The organism is Tardiphaga sp. 768_D3_N2_1, assembly GCF_052076105.1.
GTDB lineage: Bacteria > Pseudomonadota > Alphaproteobacteria > Rhizobiales > Xanthobacteraceae > Tardiphaga.
Genome location: NZ_CP197245.1, coordinates 3,154,132 through 3,171,132 on the forward strand (window position 1 = coordinate 3,154,132; position 17,001 = coordinate 3,171,132).

At 58.3% G+C, this 17,001-nt stretch carries 22 protein-coding genes; 12 read left to right on the plus strand and 10 right to left on the minus strand.

Going from position 1 to position 17,001, the window contains the following annotated elements:
• Positions 1-77: 77 nt before the first annotated feature.
• Together AB8A27_RS14820 and AB8A27_RS14825 are read left to right on the plus strand one after the other, a co-directional pair.
• Positions 78-626, plus strand: coding sequence for a hypothetical protein (locus AB8A27_RS14820; RefSeq protein WP_441242545.1), 549 nt, complete (start codon positions 78-80; stop codon positions 624-626).
• Positions 627-1,329: 703 nt separating this feature from the next.
• Complete coding sequence (locus tag AB8A27_RS14825) at positions 1,330-2,391, plus strand: acyltransferase family protein (RefSeq protein WP_441242546.1); 1,062 nt, start codon at positions 1,330-1,332, stop codon at positions 2,389-2,391.
• On the opposite strand, the gene AB8A27_RS14830 is transcribed toward AB8A27_RS14825, so the two are convergent.
• The 10 genes from AB8A27_RS14830 to AB8A27_RS14875 all read right to left on the minus strand — a co-directional run bounded on the left by AB8A27_RS14830 (position 2,343) and on the right by AB8A27_RS14875 (position 9,018).
• Positions 2,343-3,494: a hypothetical protein gene (locus tag AB8A27_RS14830; protein WP_441242547.1), complete on the minus strand. Its 1,152-nt coding sequence runs from the start codon at positions 3,492-3,494 to the stop codon at positions 2,343-2,345. The genes AB8A27_RS14825 and AB8A27_RS14830 overlap by 49 nt on opposite strands.
• Before the next feature lie 114 nt (positions 3,495-3,608).
• Positions 3,609-3,815, minus strand: a complete 207-nt coding sequence (locus AB8A27_RS14835) for a hypothetical protein (RefSeq protein WP_441242548.1) — start codon at positions 3,813-3,815, stop codon at positions 3,609-3,611.
• Complete coding sequence (locus AB8A27_RS14840; RefSeq protein WP_441242549.1) at positions 3,815-4,090, minus strand: hypothetical protein; 276 nt, start codon at positions 4,088-4,090, stop codon at positions 3,815-3,817. Before AB8A27_RS14840 ends, AB8A27_RS14835 begins: the two co-directional genes overlap by 1 nt.
• A gap of 103 nt (positions 4,091-4,193) precedes the next feature.
• Complete coding sequence (locus tag AB8A27_RS14845; RefSeq protein WP_441242550.1) at positions 4,194-4,592, minus strand: hypothetical protein; 399 nt, start codon at positions 4,590-4,592, stop codon at positions 4,194-4,196.
• Positions 4,593-5,459: 867 nt separating this feature from the next.
• Positions 5,460-5,591 (minus strand): hypothetical protein, encoded by a 132-nt coding sequence (locus AB8A27_RS14850; RefSeq protein WP_441242551.1) that lies wholly within the window; start codon positions 5,589-5,591, stop codon positions 5,460-5,462.
• A gap of 346 nt (positions 5,592-5,937) precedes the next feature.
• On the minus strand, positions 5,938-6,639 hold the full coding sequence (locus tag AB8A27_RS14855) for a hypothetical protein (RefSeq protein WP_441242552.1): 702 nt from the start codon (positions 6,637-6,639) through the stop codon (positions 5,938-5,940).
• Positions 6,602-7,561 carry a hypothetical protein gene (locus AB8A27_RS14860; RefSeq protein ID WP_441242553.1) on the minus strand — a complete coding sequence of 320 codons (960 nt, stop codon included), beginning with the start codon at positions 7,559-7,561 and terminating at the stop codon, positions 6,602-6,604. The genes AB8A27_RS14855 and AB8A27_RS14860 overlap by 38 nt, the downstream gene beginning before the upstream one ends.
• On the minus strand, positions 7,558-7,926 hold the full coding sequence (locus AB8A27_RS14865) for a hypothetical protein (RefSeq protein ID WP_441242554.1): 369 nt from the start codon (positions 7,924-7,926) through the stop codon (positions 7,558-7,560). Before AB8A27_RS14865 ends, AB8A27_RS14860 begins: the two co-directional genes overlap by 4 nt.
• 42 nt (positions 7,927-7,968) lie before the next feature.
• Positions 7,969-8,394: a hypothetical protein gene (locus AB8A27_RS14870; RefSeq protein WP_441242555.1), complete on the minus strand. Its 426-nt coding sequence runs from the start codon at positions 8,392-8,394 to the stop codon at positions 7,969-7,971.
• Between the two features lie 294 nt (positions 8,395-8,688).
• Positions 8,689-9,018, minus strand: a complete 330-nt coding sequence (locus tag AB8A27_RS14875) for a transcriptional regulator (protein WP_441242556.1) — start codon at positions 9,016-9,018, stop codon at positions 8,689-8,691.
• Positions 9,019-9,100: 82 nt separating this feature from the next.
• On the opposite strand from AB8A27_RS14875, the gene AB8A27_RS14880 reads away from it, so the two are divergent.
• The 10 genes from AB8A27_RS14880 (at position 9,101) to AB8A27_RS14925 (ending at position 16,836) form a co-directional block, all read left to right on the plus strand.
• Positions 9,101-9,802 (plus strand): helix-turn-helix domain-containing protein, encoded by a 702-nt coding sequence (locus AB8A27_RS14880; RefSeq protein ID WP_441242557.1) that lies wholly within the window; start codon positions 9,101-9,103, stop codon positions 9,800-9,802.
• Between the two features lie 136 nt (positions 9,803-9,938).
• Positions 9,939-10,607: a phage regulatory protein/antirepressor Ant gene (locus tag AB8A27_RS14885; protein ID WP_441242558.1), complete on the plus strand. Its 669-nt coding sequence runs from the start codon at positions 9,939-9,941 to the stop codon at positions 10,605-10,607.
• 98 nt (positions 10,608-10,705) lie between these two features.
• Positions 10,706-11,680: a hypothetical protein gene (locus tag AB8A27_RS14890; RefSeq protein WP_441242559.1), complete on the plus strand. Its 975-nt coding sequence runs from the start codon at positions 10,706-10,708 to the stop codon at positions 11,678-11,680.
• Between the two features lie 65 nt (positions 11,681-11,745).
• Positions 11,746-12,582: a hypothetical protein gene (locus tag AB8A27_RS14895; protein WP_441242560.1), complete on the plus strand. Its 837-nt coding sequence runs from the start codon at positions 11,746-11,748 to the stop codon at positions 12,580-12,582.
• Positions 12,583-12,611: 29 nt separating this feature from the next.
• Complete coding sequence (locus AB8A27_RS14900; RefSeq protein WP_441242561.1) at positions 12,612-13,037, plus strand: hypothetical protein; 426 nt, start codon at positions 12,612-12,614, stop codon at positions 13,035-13,037.
• A gap of 71 nt (positions 13,038-13,108) precedes the next feature.
• Entirely contained in the window at positions 13,109-13,459 is a 351-nt protein-coding gene (locus tag AB8A27_RS14905) for a hypothetical protein (protein WP_441242562.1), read from the plus strand.
• A gap of 10 nt (positions 13,460-13,469) precedes the next feature.
• Positions 13,470-13,835, plus strand: a complete 366-nt coding sequence (locus tag AB8A27_RS14910; protein WP_441242563.1) for a hypothetical protein — start codon at positions 13,470-13,472, stop codon at positions 13,833-13,835.
• Positions 13,768-15,075 (plus strand): hypothetical protein, encoded by a 1,308-nt coding sequence (locus AB8A27_RS14915; RefSeq protein WP_441242564.1) that lies wholly within the window; start codon positions 13,768-13,770, stop codon positions 15,073-15,075. The genes AB8A27_RS14910 and AB8A27_RS14915 overlap by 68 nt, the downstream gene beginning before the upstream one ends.
• A gap of 616 nt (positions 15,076-15,691) precedes the next feature.
• Positions 15,692-16,315, plus strand: coding sequence for a Crp/Fnr family transcriptional regulator (locus AB8A27_RS14920; protein ID WP_441244914.1), 624 nt, complete (start codon positions 15,692-15,694; stop codon positions 16,313-16,315).
• 38 nt (positions 16,316-16,353) lie between these two features.
• Positions 16,354-16,836 (plus strand): TspO/MBR family protein, encoded by a 483-nt coding sequence (locus tag AB8A27_RS14925; protein ID WP_441242565.1) that lies wholly within the window; start codon positions 16,354-16,356, stop codon positions 16,834-16,836.
• Positions 16,837-17,001 lie beyond the last annotated feature (165 nt).

The following is a 17,001-nucleotide window of genomic DNA, read 5'->3' on the forward strand; positions in this document are numbered from 1 at the left end:
GAGGGTAACGATAGTCATCGTCTACTATTCGCGCTTTGCGTGAAGTAACGAATTACAGCAACAATGGAGAGCGGCGCATGTTCGCGATACAGCTAAAACAACACCTAGCTAAGAGTATCCGTCTATTGCCGCCAATTCTCTCTGCTATTGCAGCTGCATTTTCTGCCTACGCGGCAACACGGTCAGCCGACGCTGCCAGCCAAGCGCACCAGTTCACAAAATTGAGCCAGCTCAGCCAATCTGTTGCGGCGCGAAACGTGGGACTTTATGCGCAGCGGCTTGCGTTAATGGCCTTAAGCAGCAAGCCAGAATCCGGATTCTACAGCAAAATCCAGCTTGACGTCGTGCTTTCTGGCTTGGACGCCATTCGTTATGACGCAGTGGATCAACGCATGATCGAACCACTTATGGATATAAAACGCGGCGTCCTGATCGCGAAAGCATACGTATCGGGCTCCCCAATCACCGCTGATGCGGAGATACTTGCTCTTCGCTCAAACCTATCGGCAATAGATGCCGTTCTTCGCACGACAGGCCATATCGCCTTCGGAAGACATTGCACTGCGCAGATTGATGACTACGCTGGAAACGATGAATCTAGCTGCAGTGAGCTTAGGGCCCCTTAGCATGAAAGCAGAACAAGATGCCCCCGCTTCATCGAGCGACCGCTGAGAACCTCAAGCATGTAGCGCGAAACACGGTTGCGGATATCAGGCAACTTATAAAGCCGCTCCTGCATGAAATCTTAGCAAATCAGAAAGAGCCGCCTCCGGGAACGCGTAGGTGGACGTTGGGGCTGAACGCTTTAGATCCTGATACGATTACAATATCTACGAAAGACGCCCGCGCATTAATCGAAGGTCTGAGCCATCACGCGGCTAGGCTCGAGCCGAGCTCCCACAGTGCAGACGAACGGGCGCGTTTAAAACTCACAAAGCCAAGGATCTAATGACCCTCCGGTCCTGCACTAAAGCAGCACCTCCACGACGCATTCAGAAACAAACTGCCCTCGCAGGGTCTAGCAGCTGCCGGATTTTCGTCGAACCGCCATGAGCTCTTAGCCGCTGAAAGATGCGCCCAAACAAATGGGTAGCAGCGCAGAAAGCTCCCATGATCGAAGTATTTGGACTCGGGATTGTCGTCGCCACTGGAATGAGTCTGATTGCCTGGGTAATTGGGTGGCCAGGAGCGCCCGGTAAGCCATGAACTCAAAGCCGCCGAGTCACGACACGATGCGCGCGAAACCACGGTAAAGTACCCGAAGTTGCCGGTTTACGCCCAAGGAACCCGCCTGTAGGTTAGCGCACCACTGGTGGGAGAATGGGCGGCGTGGGGACCTTACGTTTTGCATTGGCCGTTGTCGTTGCGCTGTCGCACGCTGGGGCCGTGTTCTGGGGCTACAACACTGGCGTTGTCGCTGTCGTATCGTTCTTCATGATCAGCGGCTATGTGATGGCCTTGGTGATCAAGACAAATTACAATTCCCTCGACCGCGTCGGACATTTTTACCTTGATCGCGCCGCCCGAATACTCCCTCAATTTTGGGGATACTGCATACTTGCCGGACTGTTCCTTTGGCTCTCCGGATATAGGGACGTGTTCTCTAATGGTTGCGGCAGCGGCCGGGTCGCCCTCAACGTTCTCGCTATCCCGCTCAATTTTTTCCAGTTCGGGAATCTTGAGAGCTGCCTGCTCATCCCTCCCGCATGGAGTCTCGGGCTTGAGGTAACGTTCTATCTTGTTGCGCCGTTCCTCATTCTGTCCCCGAAAACAATGTGGATGGCGCTACTCGCATCACTGCTGGTTTTCGCCGTTGCTTATACCGGCGCGATCAACTCTGACATGTTTGGTTATCGGCTTCTGCCTGGAGTGCTCTTTATTTTTCTGACTGGCACTGCGTTTGCGGGCCACGACCGGCTGTCGAATTATGCACCTTTTGCTATATGGACGCTCGCTGCAGTAACGGCCACGTTTTTCCCTCCGAGCGAAACAAGTTCGCCGATGATAAAGGAGGTTCTTCTTGGAGTCGTCCTTGCAGTCCCTGCGCTTGCGCTTACGCGTCGATTACCCAGGTTCGAATTTGATCATTCTCTCGGAAACCTAAGTTACGGCGTCTTCCTAAGCCATTTTTTAGTTATTTGGATTCTGCGATATTTTAAGATCGAAACGAGCTCCGCCCTGTTCTGGATTTTCCTTTTTGCCTCATCAATTTCAATGTCGGCAGTTTCGTTCAGATTGCTTGAAAAACGCGCCATCGACTGGCGGCGCCAGATGCGGCGCATTGACGGCGGCCAGTCGAAAGCGAGCAGATCAGTCCACGCTAGCCGCGAGTATCCGCTTCCTCACTTGTCCCTGCCGCGCCGATCTATCCAACCGAATGTCACAAGGTAGACGTCGACAGATCCAGTTCCAGATATTGCCGCGATCTGCCCGCTTGAGTTCGTTGATATCGGAGCGGGAACAAAAGCGTATGAGTAGCTAGTCTGGCTATGATAGGTCGTGACGTTGCCGATGGGAGTATCAGGGGCCGGCGCCCCCTCGGATTGACTGAACAGCAGAAGGCTCGCGTTTAGTGTGGCGCTAGTGGCCCGCCCGCGAATTAGAGCAGAGATATCGCCGAAAACTGGAGGTACGGCTAGCGAGATCAAAGACGCGCTAGTGACGACAGTGTTTGGTGCTCCGCTCTGGACGGCAGTTGCCCAATAGAAATTCTCTCCGACCTGATTAAAGCCAGCCCACTGCGCGAAACCATTGGTCTTCATCGAACCAATGCGTCGCGCCAACGTGTAGTTAGTGGGGAGCGTTGGCGATGATGCACTTGCCGAAATGAGAACGTCAACGACTCCGGTGTCGACGCGCTTGATCAGATAAGCGTGATACCAAGTATTGTTGCCGATGGTGCCCGTATCAAGCGAGCCGCCAGCGGTGCCTAGCGACCAGGCCGAAGTTGTCTTTGTATATGCGCTCGCCAGTGTCATGACGTCGGCATTGGTGCTATCCGCCGCCACGCCGGCTGCGATACCGAATGTTGCGCTACTGCCCGCCGTTGAAAGCGTCAGACCAGCAATATAGCCGCGCATGATCGCCGGAACTCCAACATTCCTTTGCACCTGGTTCTGTTGCGCGGAGGTCAAAGATAGGTTCTGATTCGCCAATGATACGCCCGAACTGGAGTTGACATACAAACTCCAAATTCCATCGCCATCGGTGCGCGCGACAATACGGTCCCCTATGCTGGCAACGTAGTCGACGCCATTGGGACAAATGAGCTTCGCGGAATTTTTGAAGATTGCCGCGCCCTTCGTGACAGAGATCCCAAAAGTCGTCCCTCGATGGTAGACCGGCATTGAATTAATGTTTCCGGAGCCTTGCAAGTCGTAATCATCCCCACTGAATCCTACCTGCAGCTCGCTCATGACGTCTAGCGTCCCACCGTGACGATGCAGTGGCATCGGATGATTGATCGCCGGGAAAGATGATAACATGTTCGTCATTTGCTGCCCTCATGAATGGTTGAATTCCGCGCCGGTACATCCGTGGTCGCGAAGCTGCTGAATCGAATTCCAAGTTTTTCTAAAATATTGCAGAAATTGACGTTGAGTTACCCATCAGGTGACCACGTTGACATTAACCGCCCTGAGCTTGCCGCTCCTCAAAGACCGTATTGACTCAAAGATCACGCGAGCACCCGGAGCAGCGATGTTCGCGCCCCCTAAATCCACGAAGCGGAAGCACAGATCTGGCTCTCCATCGTCACGGGCGATGACGCCGGCGCCGCGCTCGTAGTCAATCATTGCGATCTGACCTTTGGCCATCACTGACGTGCCGCGCGTTGCATCTGTGCAATCAAGACGACTTCTTTGAGCTCAAGGCGCTCGAGCGTAAGGTGATAGCCGTCAATTACCTTATCGATCGCCGCAATTTGATCGTCAGGCGCGTCGCTGAGCATTAAAGCGCGACGGCGCTCCGAACTGCCCCGAAGTGCTGCTTGCGTTGCTTGTCGATCTGCCTGGAGCTGATCAATATCATCACCGACAGACGAGGCACGGGCTCCTCTAACAAGACTGACTATTCCACTTAACAGATTCATGTTCTGCCCATGTTGATGAGACAGCGGGCATGAGGTGCGCCGTGTCCATTTAACTACGGACGAACTCTGAACCAGTTGAATTTGAGAAACACGGGGGGGGTTCTCAAATTCTATTACCGCGGTGACCCAGCAAAATGTTGCGAATTTGATGGTAGCCGATGCTATGTCCACTGTTCGCCATCGCTATCTTGAAGAGGAGGACACCATCCATCGGTGCGTTTTCAGCAGGACCGGTGTCACGCTCCCTGTGCCACGCATTACCCAGATAGCGAGAGTATGCGGCAGTCACGCGCCGAGCGCTGGTCGCCGCTCCGTAGATGGCAGCGAGCTCCCGGATTGCTTGGTCTCGCACGGCGAGCGCCAGCGTTCTCGATAGACCAGGCGTTTCGTCGACTACCGCCCGAAGCGCGACGTACATCTGCGCATTGTTCAGCTTCGCCAAAGTTTCGAGATACCCCGTGGAGAACGAAATGCAGCTTTGGTGCGCGGAGTCCTCGGCCACCCTAGACCTCTACGCAGCTTATCGCTGCCACTTTCGAAGACGCAGCGCTATTGGAGCGGTATTCTGTCATGCACGCCCGCGAGCAGAACCGACCCTCTCTGCTCTTGCCGGCTCGAGCTGCTCCCGAGGGATTCCGCATGATGAACGGCGCCTTGCAATGCTCGCATACCCGCGCGCGTCGAGCGGCTGCATTTACCGATCGAGTCAGGTGCGCCGTCCGTTGAGCGAGGAGCCAGCCACAATGACGGCTACAACACTTCGTCACGGGGTTTACAGTGCGAAATGGAAGCTGACATGTCTGGCAGGTTCTTTCGTATTTTGCCTCGCGGGCCGTGTGAGCACGCGAGCGGTACCTGCCGTCGGAGCGATATCCCGCATTCAGTTCGGCCACCCGCGCGGTTCTGCAAATTGCTGAGCAAAACAAACGAGGTCGCCCGTTACTACGGGACCGTTCGTAAGAAAAAGTTTCGCCGCACTTTTTACAGCCACGCGTTTCTTGCATATCTAAGTCCGACCAAATTTGATTGTGCGGTTTCCAGTAGTTCGCAATGGAAACCCCTGCGAACATCGTTGATTGCTCTAGACATTCTTCCGAATTCATCCGAAATCAGTTCGCACTGCCCCTCGTTGGAAACCCCTGCGAACCCAACAAGAAATTTTAAAGAGCGTTGAAATGCAGGCGTTTCTTCAATTTCAGCGGAGGTTTCCACTCTCAAAATCCACACGGAGGGAAAAATTCTGTAGGTGAGATAACGTGCGGTAGAGGCTCTTCTTTGCTCCAGACATTTAATCCCCCCACCCCTACCCGGCACATATATCGCGCTCACGGTCGCGCTACCGACCGACCGCGCAAGTAACAGATTCTGTTCAATCGAAGTGCTCATCGCGCTCCTCCGTAGCAAGATGAACAGCGCGCTTGCGTTCGTCCGTCAGCCCGAGCTCGCTCATGTATCCACGCATCTGGCTGTGCTTGGCCGCCTGGAACGTCGTCGGTGCCATTCGCATCTCCTTCCAGAGTTCGCAGAAGGCGATCGCTGCTGGCTCACGGGAAGCATCAAGCCACACAGCCGGTGCGACGTACCGCTTCCACGCCGCCCTCGCGGCGCCCGTCAGGTACCGCGGTCGCGACAGTGGCCCGAAGCCAGCGGCCGCCTGTGCCACAGCTCTCTGCGCCGCCGCAGCGTCTCCGTGTCGTTCTGGTCTGTGCGTGCCATCCACGAGGCGGAGGTGGGTCGCCTTCGGCTTTCTACCCTTAGCCACAATTCATATCCTTGGATTTTAATTTGGTGTTTTGAGAAGTTTCGAAACCATGCGGTCCGGCGTCCCTCTTGTGATAGAAATCCGGCTACCCCTCCCCCTCATGGTCGTCTGAGGCTCGATCGCCGTGGAAGTCGCGCCCGCGCTCAAACGCCAGACCGTGATTGGCGTAATGTTCCTCGATCTCCTGCAAAGTGGGCGCCGGCTTTGGCGGCGTGTCGTGCAAGCAGGAGAGCTCGCGAGACCTGGCAATGAGCCCTGCCCTGATGGACTCCCACACCGCCGGGTCGGCGGGCCGCGCGATCGGCGCGTGAAGCACTTGCTTGATCTGCTGTGCCTCGTTGTGGACCTTGGTCACGTAGCCATTCACCACCAGCCTCAGGCGCGGCGACGTCGGCGGAAAGTCGGGGTTGAGCCCAGGCACCGATCCCCGTGAAATATCCCGGCATGCGTCCTTCACGGCCCACAGGGGCACGCCGAGCAGATCCTCGGCATACTTGCGCACCTGAAGCTGCACCTCGATCACCGGCACCCCGCGTGTCGACGGGAAGCCCAGCATCAGCTTTGCGATCTCCTCCTCGATCGCCTCGACGGCAGCGGGCCTCGAGCACGAGCGAAGCAGGTCCAGTCGCTTGGTCAGGCGATCGCGCACCGGCTCGGGCAAGGGCGCCGACAGGTGGCCGTCCTCCCACCCGAGACGGATCGCCGCGAGTTCGCTCGCCAGCGGCAGATCAGTCCCAGGCGAACCCTGGCTAGTCCTGGTGGTCGTAGGCGTCGGCAACCGGTTCACCGCTTCGCTCCATGTGTCTGTTGAACAAGATCTGCGCATAGCCGCTCATACCGGCAGGCGACGTGTGACCGAGCGGGCCCGAGGGCTCGTCGGCCCAGCAGCCGGCGTTCAGCCACGTCGATGGGTGTTTGGTGTAGCGAGGGTCCTGCCCTGCCCGCTCGATCGCGTACCGGCGCATCGCCGCGGTGATCTCGGCCGGCGTGGCACCGGTGGCGATCGCCTTGGGCCATGCCTTCAGCGCCGCCGCCCGCGATTTCTTGAGCGGACATGCCGACCAGAATTCGTCGAAGCCGTCAGACGTCGCGATCTGCCTCCGCGACTTGGCTGCCTTGGCTTTCGATTTCGAATTTTGATTTTCAGTCTCCGAGTCGTCCGAAGGATGCGCGAGAGAGTCTGTCTTGAAGTTGTTATTGATATTGAAGTTGAAGTTGTTATTGGCTTCGGAGGGGCTTGGAAGGGGCTTCGATGCCCCTTCATCCCGTGCCTCACTCTTCGGAGGAACAGGCGGCGCCGTCAGATGGTACGACGAGCCATACTTCTCGAAAAAACATTGCTGTATCAGCTTGTTCTCGATCTGATCGAAGATGCGCTGGATGTGCTTTTGCCGCTTGTCCTGCGGCTTCAACTCGGCGCCGATCTGGTATCGCGCCATTTCGCGGACCCAGATTGTCTCTGTCGCTTCGTCGAACGTGCAAAATCCGATTTCGCAGAGCCTTCGAAGCCCCTTCAATGCCCCTTCGATGGGGCATCCTGTTTCCAGGGTGACGTACTGGAGAGGGCAACGATAGATACCCAGACTGTTCCCGTGCGGCGACGTCATCAGATACAACGCGACGAGCTGCGCATTGGCATCGCCGCGAAGCTCCCGCCCCGTGGAGCCCGTCCAGAACGATGGCCAGACGACGCCGTAGTTCATGCTCATGCCACACCGCCGATCGGTGCCGCGAGCAGCAGATGAACCCTGAACTCGTCCACATCGTAGCGTGAGAATGCCCCACAGGGCTGCAACGGACATCTGGCGATGGCGCCGACGACTGCCGCCGGAAACAGGAAGTCGAGATCGTCCGAGATGAATGGCGCGAGATCGGGACGCCCGTAGAGCATCGCCACAAAGGCACCCAACCGGGTGTTTACCGCTGCCCTATAGTCCGGCGAGGTGCCCATCAGCGTTTCGACGACAAGGCGATCGATGCCGGTGGGATCCAGCACACGATGCCGCTGGCCCATGCGTCCCACGATGTTGGCGACATCAGACGCCGCCACCGCCATTCCCATTGCCTCAGTCATCGGCTCTCTCCCGTCTTGTCGAGGGTCGCTTTGGCCTCTGCCTCAAGTGTCGGATCGATCCACAACGCGACGCTCTCCAGCCATTTCGCTGAGTTGCTGCCGAGCCGCAGCAATCGACGGGCTGTGGAACGCCGGATCCGTTGCTTCCAGCAGCCGCTCGATGCGGGAAACCCGGTCCCGAAGCGCGTCCAGTTCATTCGCTTCTGCTTTCTGTTCCTGGCGCCGGCTCACCAGCGCGCGCAAATACTCGACCTCGCTGGCGCGGATGCACACGCGGCGGTCGCGATACCAGACGTCCTTGATGCGAGATGCCGTCCAGTCCTGGACCTCGCGACCCACGCGTCGCAGCACGGCCTTCTTGGATTCATCGGCGCGGCGTGCGCCGGCGACTGTTCGTAAAAGGCTCGACGCTTCGCTTAAGAGCATCTCACTCATGGCTTCCGACCGATTTTCGGATTTTTCCGACATCACCTGTGTCCCTATGGTTGGGACGCGAGGCGTTACGCAACGCGACACGAACTAAACAACGATCAAGCAGTGCGCCGGCAAAGTTTGGCGACGAAGACGGCGACTGCTGAACGAGAAGAAAATTCGGATGAGACCCACCGCGGCGCATGTGCGCCGTCGGTCGGAAGAAGTTGCCTGCAGGGTTCGCCCCGGCCCGACCAGGCGCACGAGGGCGGGCAGACGCGGAACACCCCGACGCGCCTGCCCGCCGCTGGGGCATAACGGAGACGCCTATGATTCTGCGATCGACGGCCATCACACCTCCCTCTCTGGAGAGGACGCGGGCGCGTGAGAAGCATACGCGGATTGCCGTGGCGCGATATCAGGATTGGGATCGTGAGATGATCCGGCTTCACGGGCCGCTGTATTACAGGGAGATGGGTTGGACGCTGCACTAGGCTCCGGCCCGTAAATGTCTGGGCGGATTAGGTGCCGCGAAATTCCCCAAGCCTTCTCGACCGCCAGGACACGTTTGGGCGGAACCTCACGCCACTGGCTAATGGCCTGATGAGAGACGCGGACCGCCGTCGCAAGCGCATTAACGCCGCCGTTCTCCTTCAAGGCCTGTCGAAAATTAAACCCCATCCCACCAAAATAAGCCCACCTTTCCCAAAAGGCAAGTCAATCTTGCCTTTTATAAGCAAGCTTTGCTTGCGAAGGTAGTTACATGAGCAAATTACTGGGGGCCGCCCTCCGTCAAGCGCGGCAATGGAAAAAACTGACGCAAGGCAACGTGGCAAAGCACCTGGGGGTCTCACGCGCCGCGGTAGGTCAATGGGAAGCCGGCGACAACGCCCCATCTAGCCTAAAGCTCATCAAGCTCTGCGCATTCCTGGGAATCGAGGTCAGCGCTGCGCTCGATGGGATCGCGCAGGTTGATATGTTCGCGGGCATACGATCGGAGCCATCCCCCATCGACAAGGCCACCTTCGAAGCGATGCTGACCAGCATGATGGAAAAGGATAAGGGAAACATCGATATCTACAAGTCGACGCCCGAAGGAACAGCAGATTTCCGCCTATATCCTGAAATAGTTGGCTCCGTAGCGCGTCCGCCTGGCCTCACGAAAGTCTACGGTGTGAGCGCGATATATGCGGTCGGTTCGAGCATGACGCCGAAATTCAACGAGGGGGATTTGATATTTTTGACCGAATCCAGAACGCCGTCTCTCAACGATTACGTGCTGATCCGCCTGTTTCCCGACGAGGAGGAAGGATGGGCAGACTGTTACGTTCGGCAACTGATGGGCCGCGACGATCGGAACATCACGGTGCGGCAGCACAACCCAGACAAAGTCTCGAAATTGGATATTACGAAGATTGAGTCGATTGACCGGATCTTCCCATGGAATGAAATAATCACCGGCTGATGGCAAGTTTTACTTGCCAAGACTGGCAAGCTATGCTTTCCTGCTCCCGACACCAACGGGAGCCGCCGCCTTGTCGCTTCGCCTGCCAACCATTGCAGCACGGTCCACTGTCCTCATGGCGGCGGGCAACCCGACAATGTCGAGCCGGGAAATCGCGGACCTACTCGAGAGCCGCCACGACAGCGTCAAGCGCGCAATGGAGCGGCTGCGCGACAGGGCCGTGATCAGGTTCACACCATCGGTGGAGACCTCGCACGACGGTCCCGGCGCCCGTGACGTCGAGGTGTATCTGGTTGGCAAACGCGACAGCTACATTGTCGTCGCCCAGCTCTCCCCCGCATTCACGGCCCGCCTCGTCGATCGCTGGCAGGAGCTCGAGGCGAAGTCTGCACCCGCCCTCCCCGATCTCAGTAATCCCACAACGCTGAAGGCGCTGCTTCTGCAGAGCCTGGACAGCACCATTGAACTGCAGGGCCGCGTCGCAGCGCTGGCACCGAAGGCCGACGCTCTCGATCGCCTCGCCGACACCGATGGCATGATCCTGATCAGCGACGCGGCGAAACAGTTGCAAATGCAGATCAAGGAGCTGTTCGCCTGGCTGCGCGCAAACCGCTGGATCTTCCGCCGCGGCCGCTCCAAGCGCGACATCGGCCATGCCGACAAAATTGCCGCCGGCTATCTCGCCCACAAGTATCGCTCGATCGTTCAAGGCGGTGAGACCGTGCTCAAGGAGCAGGTCTATCTGACGCCGAAGGGCCTAGCGCGTGTCGCTGAGATCCTCGGACAAAAGCCGGAGGTGTCATAGTGTTCGACACTTCCCGCCTCACCTTCGCCTTTCGAAGCAGAATCCCTGAGCCAGTTCGCAGCAATCAAGCTGTGAACTACATCTCAGGAGGCTCTGTCATGAAGGTTCAAGCAAAAACCACTCGGACACACTGCAAGAACGGCCATCCTTGGACGCCAGATAACATCCGGCCTATCAAAGGCCGAACGACAACAGTTTGCGTTCTCTGCACACGAGACTCTAGCAAGCGCCTTCGCGCGTCTCGCGTGATTTCGCGCGTGCGTTCACCAGACCAGAAATTGCGCGAGTATGCTAACCGCAACAAGTACGGCACTTTACTGAAGCATGGTGAAAAACACATAGATAGCCGGTCGCCAACGCTGGTGGAGTGGCAAACAGGGATCAAGCGGGTGTGCTTACACGGGCATCCCCTGGAATGCGAAGCTGACTTTCAACTTCAAAAGAGGAGCCCTGTGCTTCTATGTCGAAAGTGCCGCGCTACCACAGCCAAACGGTGCAAGGTCAATGCAAATTTCTCAGAGCAAACGATTAGGCGCATTGTCACGCTGATCGTTGATTTCGGATTTACGAAACATAACCTCACTGGGCGTCGCGGTCAGGGTTATGACGGAAAACCAAACCCGCTCTTCGATATCAAAGGCGTTACTGATATCACCCGTTTCAATAATTGGCTTCGCAAGAATCCGAAGATGGCCAAGATGCTTGAGCCGCATCTTGAGAAAAACAGGCTGGCCAATACGGCCGACGGCATGGCGAAGCGCCGCAAGGACAAGATGCGCATCTCCGCCAACTCGAACGCCATCGATATCATCAGCCTCGCCTTGCCGAAATGGCTCGACCGTGACCAGCGCAGCGACGTCACCACGGCCATGTACCTCGCGCTCGCAGACGGCCACCTGAAGAAAAAAGACATTAAGGCGCGCGTCGGTGAGTTCGTGCGAGAGAACAGCAAGCTTTCCCAGAACATTGGTCGCTACGGCTTCAACTCGCTCGACGCTCCAATGGGCGACGACAATCCAGCGTCACGTATCGAGCGGCTCACCGACGCCGATCGACTTTGGCAATCTGCATAATTTCAGCACAGCACGGAGGCGCGCCCGGTTCGCCGGGCGGGTCCTCACAAACAAAGGGGATGGGAATGATTTTAGCACAAGCTACCGCCAACACCTGCGAACGGGCTACGCGTCCAAGGCGGGCCTCTACTGGGAAACGTACTATTGCGGATGCGAATCCGCCGATCATAAGCCCGACGAAGGAGCCATCAGTACATCCCATCTATGGCAGCATTCCGATGGGCCGGGACGGCTTCGATCTTGAATGCCAGCCGGTGCACATGCTCGACCACTGGCACAAGAAGGCCGATGAGATCTGCCAGAAATTCAATGAGCCGGGCGACAAGTCGGAAAAAGAGGAGGCGCTCTTTGAGATAGCCCTTGCCGTTGCCTGGGACATATTCAGGTCCGCGCTTAAAGCGAAGCTATACAACTCGCGTGAGGTGTCGATTTTACTTGCCCTGATCGCAAGGCACATCGACACCCACACCGGCGATGACTGCGAGGTGCTCAGTGTCAAAGAACTGGCGAGTATCGCGGACAAAGCGAACATGCTGGCGGAGCCTCCCCGCCCGACAAAGGTGGTCGGAGCGCTTCATCGCGGCACGCGGCTCACCCGCAGTGGCCTGCTCCACCGCTATCACGCATTTCTCGTCAACGAGCTGTTGTCGGTCGGCCTTGAGCTCTACGGCAATCACAGATACCCGCTCACGAGCATTCCGTTCGAGGACCCCGTTCAGGACGTCTGCGCCAAACGCACCGGGCGGGGGAAATCGTATCCATTCCACGATCAGAGCAAACTGACGGATCGGGCCCGCGCCGTATTCAAGAAGCTCGGCATCGATGCATCGAGCGCGCTTCGCGATCGCGTTCCAGCCAAAGGCGCCAACGCACCCCGCGCGGGTGGTGGAGGGTCACGATAATGCTACAGCAATCGACAAACGCGCCCCAGATGGTCGGACCGCACGGCTTCTATACGCAAACGCCGGAGAAGATTGTCGACGCTTCGATCCAGCCGTTGGAGCCGGAGGCCGGTGCCGTCCTTCCCGTCGAGATCGATCACTTGCTTGCCACCGGTGATGTTCAGGGCATGGTCGCAATGTACGACGCCTATATGGCCGCCGCCGGCGCCATCCATCACATCAAGGAGATGCCGCGCGCTAGCGGCTGCGACGCCCTTCTTGAATACGAATGGGATCGCCTGATCGCGAAAGCCTACCTTGTTGCCGATCGGCTGCAGGGGATGCGCCCGAACAAGCACGACGTCAAAGCTATGGGCCGCGCACTGTTCGAGTGCGCGCTTGAGATGGGCAACGACCTACCAGAGGCGATGGCCGTCGTGCAGGCCATCGACGTTACCAACGAAGGGGCGCGCTGATGTTGCAATTACCCGAAACGGACTCGTCGATCGCTCGTCACCGGCCGAGAGCCAGGACCCCCGCTCAGATCGTGGCCGGCGACACAGCCGTGCTGGCCGCGATGAAGCAGCTGGAATACAGCCTTGCCGACATGGTTCTGATGACGTCGATCGCCAGCACTCTGGTCGAGAGCTACGCCCAGGAAGCCATTAACGTCGCGGACACTCCATGGTCAGCAAAGCAGGCCATGGCGGAATTGAAGAAGACCGGCGATCAGCTGATGTTCATGGTCTACGAGGTCGAGCAAAAGGCGCTCGCTCTCCGCGACGAGTGGGAGGCTGCGGCGTCTGCCGGAGATCACACGTTCGGCGAGTCCGAGGAGCAAGAGGCGGAGCTCAGATCGGCGCGGCCGGAGCAACAGACAGCCGGCCACGTCGGCTAAAGGACGCACGATGGCTCGTGATCAGGCCCCTATCCCCATGTATCCCGATGAAGATCGGATCGCCCTGGAGGTGATGGGGCCTGCGCGCGCCAAGGAGTGGCCCAGCAAGGCCAGATACCTCGAAGACAAGCACGGCCTGCCCAGGGTGGATGAGCTCATGGGCGGCCGTTTCTGGCCCGCCGTCGTCGAATATTTCAAGACCCGTCACGGAATTGCATTGCCACCCGCCACGGACGGGGTTTCAAATTCAAAGACCAGCGCCCGTGTCCGGGTGGTGCCATTCAAGCCGGACGGCAAGGAAAGCTTCGATGGCCCGAAAACACAAAGCCCTGCTGGTCGGCGGCATCGAAGTCGAGATCACCGGTCAGGGCTTTAGGATCATCACGCGTCCCTCCGGTGTACGTGAGGCCTACTGGTACGCCGCGAAACGCGCTACCGATGCCGGCTTCCAGCCACCGACCGTGCGCCTGCATGGCGACCTGAACTCGCTGACCGCCGTCAACACGATGTTCAACCGCTGCAACGACCTCTGGTCGGAGATGCTGGACTGGATCACGGCCGGGAAGGTCGACACCCGCCCGGTCTATGACGGCACCGTCGGCTCGCTGATCCGCTGCTATCAGACCGACAAGCAGTCTCCATTTCACGACACGCGCCACAACACTCAGCGGGGCTACGTCACCTGGCTCACCGCACTCGACAAGGTTGCCGGCCGCCGCCGTATCTCCGCCCTCACCGGCGCCGATCTCAGGACGTGGTTTCGTGAAGTGCGCAAGCCGACCAAGCCGGGCGGGCTTCCGCGCGAACGCCTCGCCAAGGCGATCATCCAGATCTTCCGGATCATCCTCGCCTATGGCTGCGAGCTCGGACTGCAGGACTGCCTGAAGCTGGCTGAGATGATCGACGGCATGGAGTTCAGGAAAGAGAACGACGAGAAGAAGCTCGGCAAGGCCAAGAAGGCGCCCAAGGTCGTGATGACCTACGCCCATGCCGAAGCGATCGTACTCAAGGGCATCGAGATCGGGACGCGTCGCAGCCGGTCAGTCGCCCTCGCCGTCTCAGCACAGTTCGAGTTCACCATCAGCCAGATCGACGCCATCGGCTATTGGATGCCGGCGCGCGCCGTCGAAGTCACCGACGACATGATCCTCCGCGGCGGCAAGGTCTGGCGCCCCGGGCTGCGGTTCGAGGATTTCGAGACGGGCATCCTGGATCTGTCGCGGCTGAAGACAGGTCACTCGGCTCAGTTCGACGTGATGGAGTATCCCCTCTTCCAGCTCGCACTGGCCGCGGTGCCGGAGGATCAACGCAGCGGTCCTTACGTCACCGACGAAAATGGCGATCCGGTTCGGTACCGTGTGTTCTACGACATGTATCGCACTGTTGCGGACGCGGCCGGCGTGCCCAAGGAAGTTTGGAATGCCCGGGCCCGCCACGGCGGCGGCACAGAGGCCCGAGCGTCAGGCGCCTCGATCGAGGACACCACCGACCACATGCAGAAGTCGGACATGGAAGGCACCAGGCGCGACTATATCGCTGGCAACGTGGAGACGACGCGGCGGGTGGCAAGGATTCGGGTGGCAAAGCGCGCGAATGTTGCGCCGCCAAAAGATTGAGCTCGGCGCTCTGGCATTTCGTCTCAAATGATACGACGTCACCTCCTTGCTTGTGGTTCCCTTCGGGGAACCGTTGGAGGTACGACATGAATGAGCGTCAACCGATAACCCGCGCATGGCTTGATGCGGACTTAGAGAAGCTCGCCCAGTTGCATGCGGAGGGCGCCACTCTCTTGCGAGCATGTGCGGCTTTGAAAAGGCCAATGGCGTCAGTCAAAAAGCGGGCCCGTGAACTTGGGCTGCATTTCGCGGGCGTTCGAGAAGTCCGGCGCGAGATGAACGCGCGCGAGCAAACCCAATGACGGTCAAGGGTACCGCGACGCCGAAATGCCCGAAGTGCGGTCGCAAGATGACGTCGTCAAAAGAAGAAAATTCGAAGTTCAGATGCGCAAAGTGCGAAGTCGATCCGATGGAGCGCAGCAAGGGGTGGCTCTCGAGCGAATTGAAGCCGCCGTCCAGATGACGCTAGGATGCTGACCGCGGCCGGACAGGTCCGCCGACATGGGAGGCAACGATCGACCCCTTAGCCATTCTCATAAGAAAGTTCAAAGAACATTCCCGGTTAAGCCAGGAAGACCTTACCGAGATCCGCCGGCTTCCCATCGCTATCCGGGAACTGGACAGCAATGAAGATTTCATTCGGCAAGGTGACCGTCCGAAGGTGTCCGCGATAGTCGTTAGGGGGATGGTCGCCCGCTATCATCTTCTTTCGAATGGCGCGCGCCAGTATCTGTCATTCAGCCTCGCTGGCGATATGCCTGACTCACAGTGTCTTTTCATCGACCATATGGACCACGCTGTATGCGCCATCGGTGGGGCAACCGTGGCCACGGTTCCTCACGTCGCTTTGCTCTCTCTGTTCGAAACAAGGCCCAAGGTGGGTGCTGCGATCTGGCGGGAGACGCTGATCGACGCTGCCATTTTCCGTGAAGCAATTACAAACAACAGCGCTCGATCTGCCACCGCGCGTATGGCGCATTTGTTCTGCGAGCTTTTCTATCGATCGCGCGCCTCCGGGCTTGCCCGTGAGAATACCTGCTTCGTTCCGGTCGGTCTCGTTCAGCTTGGCGAAGCGCTGGGCCTCTCGTTGGCAACGGTGAATCGCTCTCTCGCCGACCTTCGCGATGAAGAGCTTGCAGATTTGAAGGGCGGACAGCTCACGGTCAAAAACTGGGCGAGACTGATGCAGCGCGCCGGGTTCAATCCGCGTTATCTGCATTTGCGGCGCGCACCGCTTTGATGCATCGTATGTCACGATGAAACACCGTCCAGGTAAGCATGATGGCATTAAGCTACAGTTCGATCGCGGCTCTGGCTTGTTCGATGGCGATCTGTTTTACCGTTGCTTTTATCGGTGCACGGGTCACGACGCCTGAAATTCCGACCTGGTACGCAAGTTTGGCGAAGCCGTCCTGGACGCCGCCGCGCATCGCCTTTCCTGTCGTCTGGCCAATTCTATATTTTCTGATGGCATTGGCGGCATGGATGCTGTGGGAAGCGCCTTCGTCGCCGTATCGAAATGCGGCTCTCGTGGCATTCGCCGTGCAGCTTTCCCTGAACGCGGTCTGGTCGCCGATCTTCTTCGGTCGTCACGACGTCCGCTCTGGCATGATCGTGATTTCGGCACTGGTCGTTGCGATAGGAATTACGATTCTTATCGCGCTTCATGTCGACCGGACTGCCGCCGTATTGCTCGTGCCCTATTTCGCCTGGATACTATTTGCGACGGCGCTTAACGCGCGCATTGTCGCTCTCAATTGACGGCCGAAATGACGACTGCTGCGTCACCTTCTCTGCAGTCGGACGCGGCTGCGCTGGTCGCTTTGAGCGATGTTCCGCCGTACCGGCCGCTTCCAGCCCCCTGCCTTGGAGGGCTTGCAGCCCGAAACGCCTGCTGAAACATTTTCGCGTCGCCGGAGTCTTAGT

What these genes read in the sequence shown, in the direction of transcription:
- AB8A27_RS14850 (WP_441242551.1), bottom strand. Translation starts at nt 5,591, where the DNA reads ATGGCACCGACGACGTTCCAGGCGGCCAAGCACAGCCAGATGCGTGGA.
- AB8A27_RS14875 (WP_441242556.1), bottom strand. Translation starts at nt 9,018, where the DNA reads ATGGGGTTTAATTTTCGACAGGCCTTGAAGGAGAACGGCGGCGTTAAT.
- AB8A27_RS14830 (WP_441242547.1), bottom strand. Translation starts at nt 3,494, where the DNA reads ATGACGAACATGTTATCATCTTTCCCGGCGATCAATCATCCGATGCCA.
- AB8A27_RS14910 (WP_441242563.1), top strand. Translation starts at nt 13,470, where the DNA reads ATGGCTCGTGATCAGGCCCCTATCCCCATGTATCCCGATGAAGATCGG.
- AB8A27_RS14925 (WP_441242565.1), top strand. Translation starts at nt 16,354, where the DNA reads ATGATGGCATTAAGCTACAGTTCGATCGCGGCTCTGGCTTGTTCGATG.
- AB8A27_RS14860 (WP_441242553.1), bottom strand. Translation starts at nt 7,561, where the DNA reads ATGAGCATGAACTACGGCGTCGTCTGGCCATCGTTCTGGACGGGCTCC.
- AB8A27_RS14885 (WP_441242558.1), top strand. Translation starts at nt 9,939, where the DNA reads ATGTCGAGCCGGGAAATCGCGGACCTACTCGAGAGCCGCCACGACAGC.
- AB8A27_RS14915 (WP_441242564.1), top strand. Translation starts at nt 13,768, where the DNA reads ATGGCCCGAAAACACAAAGCCCTGCTGGTCGGCGGCATCGAAGTCGAG.
- AB8A27_RS14820 (WP_441242545.1), top strand. Translation starts at nt 78, where the DNA reads ATGTTCGCGATACAGCTAAAACAACACCTAGCTAAGAGTATCCGTCTA.
- AB8A27_RS14895 (WP_441242560.1), top strand. Translation starts at nt 11,746, where the DNA reads ATGATTTTAGCACAAGCTACCGCCAACACCTGCGAACGGGCTACGCGT.
- AB8A27_RS14880 (WP_441242557.1), top strand. Translation starts at nt 9,101, where the DNA reads ATGAGCAAATTACTGGGGGCCGCCCTCCGTCAAGCGCGGCAATGGAAA.
- AB8A27_RS14840 (WP_441242549.1), bottom strand. Translation starts at nt 4,090, where the DNA reads ATGAATCTGTTAAGTGGAATAGTCAGTCTTGTTAGAGGAGCCCGTGCC.
- AB8A27_RS14900 (WP_441242561.1), top strand. Translation starts at nt 12,612, where the DNA reads ATGGTCGGACCGCACGGCTTCTATACGCAAACGCCGGAGAAGATTGTC.
- AB8A27_RS14870 (WP_441242555.1), bottom strand. Translation starts at nt 8,394, where the DNA reads ATGTCGGAAAAATCCGAAAATCGGTCGGAAGCCATGAGTGAGATGCTC.
- AB8A27_RS14890 (WP_441242559.1), top strand. Translation starts at nt 10,706, where the DNA reads ATGAAGGTTCAAGCAAAAACCACTCGGACACACTGCAAGAACGGCCAT.
- AB8A27_RS14835 (WP_441242548.1), bottom strand. Translation starts at nt 3,815, where the DNA reads ATGGCCAAAGGTCAGATCGCAATGATTGACTACGAGCGCGGCGCCGGC.
- AB8A27_RS14865 (WP_441242554.1), bottom strand. Translation starts at nt 7,926, where the DNA reads ATGACTGAGGCAATGGGAATGGCGGTGGCGGCGTCTGATGTCGCCAAC.